The organism is uncultured Limnohabitans sp. (assembly GCF_937889215.1).
Classification (GTDB): Bacteria; Pseudomonadota; Gammaproteobacteria; order Burkholderiales; family Burkholderiaceae_C; genus Limnohabitans_A.
The window spans coordinates 1-9,970 of record NZ_CALBEX010000135.1; the positions used below are offsets into that span (position 1 = coordinate 1).

Genomic DNA, 9,970 nt, shown 5'->3' on the forward strand with positions numbered 1-9,970 from the left:
CCTTCATCAAGGTGGTGGCCTGGTATGACAACGAGTGGGGTTACTCGAACAAGTGCCTGGAAATGGCGCAGGTGGTGGGTCGCTAAACCAAGCAAAGCCGTCCGGGGTTTGCATGCCCCTGCACAAAGACCGCATGGCGCGTAGTTGGAATTTTTTAAATACTATTTAATTTATTTAAGTGGAAACACGGGTCTTTGGACGTCTTCTGCGGTGATATGCTCATTTGTTCAAAATCGTGCGCACGGGCGTGCTTTTATGTGTGCAAATGACTTCTGCGCACAGTCAATACCTCCAGGGAGTTTCCTTTCATGTTCAAAAAATCACTGCTTTTGGGTGCCATGGTCATGGCCGCCAGCTTTTCAGTTTCGGCCAAGGACTGGAAAGAAATCCGCGTCGCGATTGACCCCACTTACAAGCCGTTCACCTACAAGACCCCAGATGGCAAGCCCACCGGCTTTGACGTGAAGATCGCTGAAGCCTTGTGCGCCAAGATCAAGGCCAAGTGCGTATTTGTGGAGCAGCAGTGGGACGCGATGATCCCCGGCCTGATGGCCAAGAAGTACGACACCATCGTTTCTTCGATGTCCATCACCGAAGACCGTTTGCGGCAGGTGGACTTCAGCAGCAAGTACTACAAAACATCTTCCAAAATTGTGGTTCACAAAGACATCAAGACCGACGGCTCGCCCGCCAGCTTGAAGGGCAAGAAAATCGGTGTTCTCAAAGGCTCGACCCAAGAAAAATACGCCAAAGGCGAGTTGACGCCTGCTGGTGTGAGCGTGGTGGGCTATGACGCCCAAGACCAGGTTTATTTGGACATCAAAGCCGGACGCCTGGATGGCACCGTGGCCGATGTGATCGAAGTCGAGGGCGGCTTTTTGAGCACACCTGATGGCAAAAACCATGTGTTTGTGGGGCCACAGTTGAGCATGAAGAAGTATTTCGGCGAAGGCGTTGGCGTGGCTTTGCGCAAAGGCAACAATGACCTGAAAGCCGCTTTGAACAAAGCCATTGGTGACATCCGTGCCGATGGCACTTGGAAGAAGATTTCCGAAGAGTTTGTGCCCGGCGTTGACCTTTGGGGTCAGTGATCTCCGGCCAGCAGCGCGCCTGTACGCATGACGCCTTACATCCTCAGCATCTTGCAGGGTTCGCTGCTCGTCATTCAGGTCGGGTTGGCGTCTTTGTTGGTGGCGGTGTTGCTGGGCATGGCGGGGGCCTTGGCCAAACTGTCTAACAGCAAGCCCGCCATCTGGGCGGCCAATGGGTATGCCACGGTGATCCGAGGCATACCGGATTTGGTTCTGATGCTGCTGATTTTTTACGGTGGCCAAATCGGCCTGAACCACCTTTTAGAAGCCTTGGGCGATTTCGGTCCCATCGAAATCAACCCCTTCACCGCCGGGGTGTTGACCATTGGTTTCATCTATGGCGCCTACATGACCGAGACGTTTCGTGGCGCGATATTGGCCATTCCCAAAGGGCAAATGGAGGCTGGAATGGCCTTTGGCTTGCGCCCTTGGCAGGTGTTTTGGCGCATCACCTTGCCGCAAATGGTGCGCTTGGCTTTGCCAGGTTTCACCAACAACTGGCTGGTGCTCATGAAGTCCACCGCGCTGGTGTCGCTGCTGGGTTTGCAAGACATGACCTACCTGGCCAAACAGGCCGGGGCGGCTGCACGGGGCGAAGTGCCCAATGCCTCGCTGTTGTTTTTGGTCTTTGCTGGTTTTATCTACCTGGCCATGACAACGGTGTCGATGTGGGGGCTGGGTTGGCTCGAAAAGAAATACAGCATGGGTGCGGGGCGGGAGCAAGCTTAGATGGAATTTGACGTCATCTTGCGTCCCGAAAGTCTGCGCTTGTTTTGGGAAGGCACGCTCAACTCGCTAACGCTGTTGCTGGTTTGCTTGGTTCTGGGGGGCTTGCTGTCTTTGCCTTTGGCCTTGGCGCGTGTATCTCCTCGTCTGGGGTTGCGCGGTCCGGTGTGGCTGTTCACCTATGTGATGCGCGGCACCCCGCTGCTGATACAGGTGTACCTGATTTATTACGGCCTGGGGCAACTGGAATACATCCAGAACCGCTGGGACGACTCCTTCTTGTGGAGTGGTTTCAAAGAGCCTTTCTTTTGTGCGGCCTTGGCGTTCTCGCTGAACACTTGCGCCTACACCACCGAGTTGCTGGCCGGCTCGATCCGGCATGTGCCACCGGGCGAGATCGAGGCCGCTCGCGCCTGCGGACTGAGCCGCTGGGCTTGTCTGCGCCGCATTGTGTTGCCCTCGGCCCTGCGCCGCAGCTTGCCAGGGTATTCGAACGAAGTGATCATGATGCTGCACAGCACCTCGCTGGCCAGTGCGGTGCCGGCGTTGTTGGACATCACCGGCGCTGCGCGCTCGATTTACTCGGACTTTTACTTGCCCTTTGAGGCCTTCATCACCGCAGGCCTGATTTACCTGTCGCTCACCTTGGTGTTGGTCATGCTGTTTCGTTTGGCTGAAAAACGCTGGCTGGCCCATTTGCGCCCGCGCCAGGCAAACGTTTAAGGGTTGCGAGTCTCGCTTGTATTCACGCTGCCAACTGCCATGGACACACAACATCACCCTCTGATTTCCCCCGCTTGCGGCACCTCGCGCAGCCTCAGCAGTTGGCATTTTGGGGTGCCGGGCCGAGGCCCCAAGGTGTACCTGCAGGCCAGCTTGCACGCCGACGAGTTGCCGGGCATGTTGGTGCTCCAGCATTTGCGCCAACGGTTGCAAGCGGCGGAGGTGGCCGGGCAGTTGCAAGGTGAAGTGGTGTTGGTGCCATTGGCCAACCCGATTGGGCTGGACCAAACTTGGATGCAACTGCAAATGGGCCGCTTTGAAATGGCCAGCGGCCAGAACTTCAACCGCCATTACCCGGCGCTGGCCACTTGGGTGCGCGAAAGCGGCCATGATGTGGCCGACCAACTGGGTCCGGATGCACAGCGCAACGCCCACATCATCCGTCAAGCCATGCACGCGGCGCTCCAACGCCACCCGCCCACCACCGAACTGGACAGCCTGCGCCACACCCTGATGGGGCTGGCTTGCGATGCCGACGTGGTGCTCGACCTGCACTGTGATTTTGAGGCCGTGGTCCACCTTTACATGGAGCCCGAATGCGAAGCCGGCTTGCTGCCACTGGCCCGGGGCTTGGGCGCGCAAGCGGTGTTGCTGGCACGCGGCACAGGTGGCCATTGCTTTGACGAAGTGCTCAGCGGGGTTTGGTGGCAGTTGCGCGAATCAGTGGCACTCAGCCACGGTGCGGATTTTGTAGTGACACACCCCATTCCCCAAGGCTGCCTGAGCAGCACCGTCGAGTTACGCGGGCAAACCGATGTGAATGATGCTTTGGCTGCACAAGACAGCCAGGCGATTCAGACCTTTTTAACGCACTTGGGGGTGCTCAGCGGCGACGCCAACACAAGCCTGCCTGCGTTGCAGTGCCAGGCCAGCCCGCTGGCGGGTTCGCAGTACCTGTTGGCACCGTGCTCAGGCGTCATCAGTTACCAGAAGGCTCCGGGCGATCGGGTCTTGCCCGGCGACGTGGTGGCGCGCGTGGTGAACCCCTTGACTGGGCAAAGCCAAGACGTTTGCAGCGACACCGATGGCGTGTTGTATGCCCGGCACAACCTGCGCTGGACCACCACGGGCATGGAGTTGGCCAAGATTTCGGGCCAAAACGTCCGGCGCTTGGGCCCCTTGCTCGGCCCATGAACCCTATGCGTTGCAGCTTTATCTGATTCGGAGCACCCCCCATGAGCCACAAGCTCCAAGTTCAAGACATTCACAAAAGTTTCGGCACGCACGAAGTGCTCAAAGGTGTTTCCCTGACGGCCAATGCGGGCGACGTCATCAGCATCATCGGCTCCAGTGGTTCGGGCAAAAGCACATTTTTACGGTGCATCAATTTGCTTGAGCGCCCCAACAGCGGCAGCATCAGCGTGGCAGGCGAGCCAATGGACTTGACCCTGGCTTCCGACGGCATGCTCAAAGCGGCCCAGCCCCGGCAACTGGAGCGCATGCGCACCCGCTTGGGCATGGTGTTTCAGCACTTCAACTTGTGGAGCCACATGACGGTGCTCGAAAACGTCATGGAAGCGCCGATCCGGGTACTCGGTTTGAGCAAAGTCCAGGCGCGCGAGCGTGCACAAACTTACCTGGACAAAGTCGGCCTCAATGTGCAAGCCATGCAGCACTACCCGGCGCACATCTCTGGCGGCATGCAGCAGCGTGTGGCCATTGCCCGCGCACTGGCCATGGAGCCTGAGGTCATGCTGTTTGACGAGCCCACATCGGCCCTTGACCCTGAGCTGGTGGGCGAGGTGCTGCGGGTCATGCAAGCTTTGGCGCAGGAAGGCCGCACCATGGTGGTGGTGACCCATGAAATGGGATTTGCCCGCGAAGTTTCTGGCCAAGTGATGTTTTTGCACCAAGGCCGTGTCGAGGAGCAAGGTGCGCCCCGCGACATCCTGTTTCAGCCCCGCAGCGAACGCCTGCAGCAGTTCCTCTCTGGCAACCTGAAATAAATTAGGCCGGGCTTCAGGCCCTCAGGCCGGGCCGATCTTGACCTGATTGAGTTGGGCCTGAGCCTTGACCAGCGAGGGCACCATCTCGCTGCCATAACCCAAAGCCACGGCCGTGTTCAGCGCTTGGTGCACGCTGGTGCCGATGATCGAGGGCACCTTCACGCTCTCGGTCAGGTGCGAGTAGTACCGCAAATCCTTGGCCGCGTTGTTCAGCTCGAACTTCATTGCGCCGTAGTCGCCCTGCAGGGTTTTGGACATCAGCTGGAACAGGCCCGAATTGACCCCGCCGGCCGAGATGACCTGCACCACTTTGTCCAGGTCCACGCCCGCCTTGGCCCCCACTGCGAAGGCTTCGGCCGTGGCCGTGCAAATGGCCTGCGCCACAAAGTTGTTGAGCAGCTTGACGACGTGGCCCGAGCCCATCTCGCCCACATGGAACACGTTTTCGCTGTAGGCGCGAACCACCGGCTCGATGCGGGCGAACACTTCGGGCGATGCGCCCACCATGGAATTGAGCTTGCCCGCCTCGGCCTCGATGGGCGTGCGCGTCAGGGGCGCGTCCACGTAAATCACGCCCTGCGCGGCGCACAAGGCCGCGAGGCGACGGGTGGACTCGGGCTCGCTGGTGGACGTGTCGATGACGATCAAGCCCGCACGCGCCTTGGACAAAATGCCCCCTGGCCCAGCCACCACCGCCTCAACCTGCGGCGATCCGGTCACGCAAATCAGCACCGCGTCGCAAGCTGCCAAGTCGGCGTATGCGCTGACCTGCTGCGCCCCTGCCGCAAGCAAGTCCTGCACGGGCGCGGTGCGCTGGTGAACCGAAATCGACAAGTCAAAACCCTTGGCCCGGATGTTCTTGGCCATGCCATGGCCCATCAATCCCGAAGCGCCGATAAATCCGATGTGTTGCATGGTGTCTCTTTGGTGTGGTGAAAGGAACAGCTATTCTGAAAGAAAGCGCGGGGCGGCGCTGTCGCTTGTGCACCGCTGGGCTTGCACAGGGCTGAACCCAGCACAAGCCTGCTCAGAATGTGCCCCAGAACGCCTTTGCCACCTGCGGGACAAAGCCGCCGGCAGGCGGTGGCTACCATCGCGCATGCATCTGACTGTTTCATCCCCCATTCAATCGCTGGCCGATCTTCACCATGTTGAGGCCACGCCCTTGGCCCAATCCGTACCCTGGTCCAGCACCTATGCGCTGATCCGAGCCAGCGCGCTGGCACATGCCGACCGGTCTGCGCTGACTTTTTTGCACACGGGCCTGCCCGGTGGCAAGTCCACCATTTGGACCTACCGCAGCTTGCTGCAAGGCATCCACCAAACCGCCAATTTGCTGCACCAGCTGGGTGTGGGCCCTCAGGATGCCGTGGCCGTTTTGTTGCCCGGTGGCTTGGCCTACCATTTGGCGCTTTGGGGCGGCGAAGCGGCTGGCATTGTGCAGCCGCTCAACCCCTTACTCAGCGAAGAGAAGTTGCTGTCCTTGCTGCGCGCCAGCAACGCCAAAGTGCTGATCGCGCACGGTTCTGAAGACGACAGCCAACTGCGGGCCAAAGCCTTGCGCTTGCAAACCCAGTTGCCGGGTTTGAAGACGGTGTTGCTGGTCAACCCGGACGGAGGCCCACTTCAAAAAGGTGACCCGCTGCCTGCAGGTGCCCAAGACTTTCACGCCTTACGGGCCACGCAGGTGGACGAGCACCTGGTCAGCCAACGCGTCTTTCAGCCCACGGACATCGCGGCTTACTTTCACACGGGTGGCACCACCGGAGCCCCCAAGCTGGCCAGGCATAGCCATGGCGCACAGGTGTTCACCGCATGGGCCAATGCCACGATGCAGGGCTTTCAGGCGAGCGACGTGACCATCAACGGCTACCCGCTGTTCCATGTAGCCGGCGTGTTGCCCGGGGCCTTGTGCTCGCTGGCGGTGGGCATGCATGTGGTCATTCCCACCGAAGCCATGTTTCGCAACCGCGAGGTGGTGCACAACTATTGGCGGCTGGTGGCCCACCACCGCTGCACGCTGATGTCGGGGGTGCCCACGGTGCTGGCCGCATTGGTGGGGGTACCGCTGCAGGGGGCCGACATCTCAACACTGCGTGCGGTGCGCACAGGCGCGGCACCGCTGCCGCCCGAGCTGGCGCAGCGCTTTGAACAAGCCTTCGGTTTGCACATCAACGAGAGCCTGGGCATGACCGAAACCGCCGGTCTGAGCACCGTGGCCCCACCCGGGCTGAACGCGCCCGCAGGCTGCGTGGGTTGGCCTTTGCCGCATGCACGTGTGCGCATCGTGGCGCTGAGCAGCGATGACCAGGCCACAACGCAGGCCCTGCCTGCAGGCGAAAAAGGCATGGTGCTTTACCAAGGGCCGAATTTATTTTCTGGTTATCTGGACGCCGCCGAGACAGCCCGCAGTTTCACACCCGACGGCTGGCTCATCACGGGTGATGTGGGCTTCATCGACACGCAAGGCCGCCTGCACCTTTCGGGCCGGGCCAAGGACCTGATCATCCGCAGCGGCCACAACATCGACCCCAAAGTGATCGAAGACGCACTGGGTGCGCACCCAGCAGTGGCCTTGTGTGCGGCAGTGGGTGCGCCTGACGCCTACGCGGGCGAACTGCCCGTGGCCTTTGCCACCCTCAAGCCCGACAGCCATGTGACCGAAGCCGAGTTGCTCGCTTTCACGGCCGAGCGTGTGGACGAAGGCCCCGCCAAGCCCAAATCCATCACCGTGCTGCCCCGCATGCCGGTGACGAATGTGGGCAAGATCTACAAACCCGAACTGCGCACCTTGGCGGCAGGCGCGGTGGTGCAGGCCTTGGTCGATCAGGTGATGGGGCCCTTGCCATTGGCCCCAACGCAATGGCCGCAAGTGCATGCCATGGGCGATGCGCCTGTCGAGATTGACGCAAGGGCAACGCCTTTGGCCGCTTGGGCGCCGCTCAAAGCCTTGCTCTCAGCTTTGCCCGTTCAGATTCATTGTCAAGAGCCCTGAACCTCGGCTGACTGGATGGTGTGAATGCCCGTCATTCCTCGGGCCTTTGTGGCCCGACGTGGCATGCACTCGCGCAGCGGGATTTTCAAAGGCCTGTGGTCCACCTGCCGCACGTCGGACCTGAAGGCACCGACCTACAAAAGATGCACCGCAAGCTTCAAGCTGCAGGGCTTGGGCAGCCCTTCGGCGAAGCTCAGCTCAGGTGCTTGCCGATGATCCCGGCCAGCTCGAACATGGTGGCGCTGTCCTTGCCAAACACCGCTTGCAGCTTGCCGTCGGCTTTGATGGAGCGCTTGTCTGCCGGGTCTTGCAGGTTGTTGGCTTTGATGTAGTCCCAGATTTTCTTGACCACCTCGGTGCGGGCGTATGTGCCATCGCCGATCACGGCCATCAAGGCCGGGCTGGGTTTGAGGGTGCCCACGGCGGCTTTGCGTGGGGCTTTTTCGGCGGCAGGTTTGGCTGCTTTTTTGGCCGCAGGCGACTTGGCGGTTTTGGCAGCAGCGGTTTTGGCCGTGCTCTTTTTAGCCGCCACTTTGCCAAACGGTGTTTTGGTCGCTGCCGTCTTGCGCGGCGGGTATTTCTTGCCCCCTTCGCGCTGCTCAAACTCAAACGTCACCTTGCCCTCTTCGGGGTTCCAGGCCAGCATGGCCTTGAAGGGGCGTCGTGTGCGGTTGCTGATGAACTTGTCGAGCAGGTCGGTTTTGCCAGCTGCCAAGAGTTTGACGACTTGCTCGCGCTCCACCGTTTGCTGCAAGATGATCTTGCCGGTCTTGAAGTCACAACTCGGCGTGGGCTGCTCATTCGTTGGCACGGCCTTGCTGCAAACGTAGTTGCTGCCGTGCTCGTGCACCGCGCTGCCGCACTTAGGGCACACGCCCAGCGACTCGTCGGTGAACTCGACGATCTCGCCACTCTCTTCGTTTTTCTTGTCGTCACCGAAGTCGAACTCGAGTTTCCAGTTCTTCTCTTCTTCGTTGTACTTGAGCGCCATCTCGGCCACAAAAGGCCAACCGGCTTTTGAGCGGAAGCCTTCCAGGGGGCCGATCTTTTTGTCGCGCATGAACTGCTCGACTTCGGCCGGCTCGAAGGTACGGCCCGCAGGCGTCTTGCCAAACGAGAAACCGCAGCCTTCGCTGGCACCGTCGGCACCCGTGCAGGTGTACCGGCGGTAGTTTTCTTTCACCACGCCACCACAGGTGGGGCAGGGGGTGGTGACGGTGGCGTAGTCACCGGGCACGGTATCGCGGTCGTACTCTTTGGCTTTCTTGACGATGTGCTCGGTCATGGCCGCGATCTCGGCCATGAAGGTGGCGCGGCTCAATTTGCCTTGCTCCATTTGCGCCAGCTTGTATTCCCACTCGCCGGTCAACTCTGGCTTGGACAGTTCTTCCACCTGCAGGCCGCGCAGCAGCGTCATGAGCTGGAAGGCCTTGGCCGTCGGGATCATCTCGCGGCCTTCGCGCAGCATGTATTTTTCGTTGATCAGACCTTCGATCGTGGCGGCGCGGGTGGCAGGCGTGCCCAAGCCTTTTTCTTGCATGGCTTCGCGCAGCTCGTCGTCGTCGACCATCTTGCCCGCGCCTTCCATGGCGCCCAGCAGCGTGGCTTCTGAATAGCGTGCCGGCGGGCGGGTCTTCAGGCCCTTGGCCTCTACCGAGTCCACGCCGACCTGCTCACCCGGCCGCACCGGCACCAGGTTCTGGCCTTTGTCGCCGTCCTTGGCGTCTTCCACTTCTTCTGCGGCTTCTTTGCCATAGATGGCCAACCAGCCGGGTTTGACCAAGACCTTGCCCACGGTCTTGAAGCTGTGGCCTGCGGCCACGCTGATGCGGGTGGTCACTTGGTATTCGGCGCTCGGGAAAAACACCGCCATGAAGCGGCGCACCACCAGGTCATACAGCTTTTGTTCGGCCTCAGACAGGCCGCTGGGCGCTTGCAGCGTGGGGATGATGGCGAAGTGGTCCGAGACCTTTTTGTTGTCGAACACACGCGGGATCTTGCGCACGTAGTTGTTGTTGAGTGCCGTGAGGGCGTGCGGGGCCAGGTGGCGCATGCCGCTGTCGGCCAGCATCGCGAACGTGTCCTTAGCCACAGGCACATAGTCTTCGGGCAGGTGGCGCGAGTCGGTACGCGGGTAGGTCAGGGCCTTGTGGCGCTCGTACAGGCTTTGCGCCAGGGCCAGCGTGGTCTTGGCCGAGAAGCCGAATTTGCCGTTGGCTTCGCGCTGCAAGCTGGTCAGGTCAAACAGGCCGGGGCTGGCCTGCGTGGTGGGTGTGGCCTCTTCCGTCACGCTGGCGGTTTGGCCGCGCACGGCCTCCACAATGGCTTGCGCCTCGGCAGCGGTCCATCTGCGGTCGGCTTTCTTCTCGGCGTCTTCTTCTTTGCGCCACTTGGGGTCGAACCACTTGCCCGGATAGGTGCCTGCAGCA

Annotated in this window: 8 protein-coding genes; 6 read left to right on the top strand and 2 right to left on the bottom strand. The window is 60.7% G+C overall.

The genetic code is table 11. The features are described from left to right. Nucleotides 1-308: 308 nt before the first annotated feature. Genes Q0341_RS03475 through Q0341_RS03495 form a run of 5 tightly spaced genes read left to right on the top strand, consistent with a single transcriptional unit; the run spans nt 309 to nt 4,546 of the window. The gene (locus tag Q0341_RS03475) at nt 309-1,091 is read left to right on the top strand and encodes a lysine/arginine/ornithine ABC transporter substrate-binding protein (protein ID WP_299510586.1); all 783 of its coding nucleotides are present in this window, start codon (nt 309-311) and stop codon (nt 1,089-1,091) included. Between the two features lie 27 nt (nt 1,092-1,118). Then, nucleotides 1,119-1,820 (top strand): ABC transporter permease subunit, encoded by a 702-nt coding sequence (locus tag Q0341_RS03480; RefSeq protein WP_299510587.1) that lies wholly within the window; start codon nt 1,119-1,121, stop codon nt 1,818-1,820. Continuing rightward, nucleotides 1,821-2,540, top strand: coding sequence for an ABC transporter permease (locus tag Q0341_RS03485; RefSeq protein WP_299510589.1), 720 nt, complete (start codon nt 1,821-1,823; stop codon nt 2,538-2,540). 39 nt (nt 2,541-2,579) lie between these two features. Further along, on the top strand, nt 2,580-3,734 hold the full coding sequence (locus tag Q0341_RS03490; protein WP_299510590.1) for a succinylglutamate desuccinylase/aspartoacylase family protein: 1,155 nt from the start codon (nt 2,580-2,582) through the stop codon (nt 3,732-3,734). Between the two features lie 41 nt (nt 3,735-3,775). Further along, complete coding sequence (locus Q0341_RS03495) at nt 3,776-4,546, top strand: ATP-binding cassette domain-containing protein (protein WP_299510591.1); 771 nt, start codon at nt 3,776-3,778, stop codon at nt 4,544-4,546. Between the two features lie 21 nt (nt 4,547-4,567). Here Q0341_RS03495 and Q0341_RS03500 read toward each other — a convergent pair whose 3' ends face one another. Then, a complete protein-coding gene (locus tag Q0341_RS03500) occupies nt 4,568-5,461 on the bottom strand; it encodes an NAD(P)-dependent oxidoreductase (protein WP_299510592.1) in 894 nt (297 codons plus the stop codon). Between the two features lie 184 nt (nt 5,462-5,645). Between Q0341_RS03500 and Q0341_RS03505 the strand changes: the two genes are divergently transcribed. Next, nucleotides 5,646-7,541: an acyl-CoA synthetase gene (locus tag Q0341_RS03505; RefSeq protein WP_299510594.1), complete on the top strand. Its 1,896-nt coding sequence runs from the start codon at nt 5,646-5,648 to the stop codon at nt 7,539-7,541. 193 nt (nt 7,542-7,734) lie between these two features. Here the strand turns inward: Q0341_RS03505 and Q0341_RS03510 are convergent. Further along, on the bottom strand, nt 7,735-9,970 hold a 2,236-nt coding region (locus Q0341_RS03510; RefSeq protein WP_299510596.1), incomplete at its 5' end, for a DNA topoisomerase III.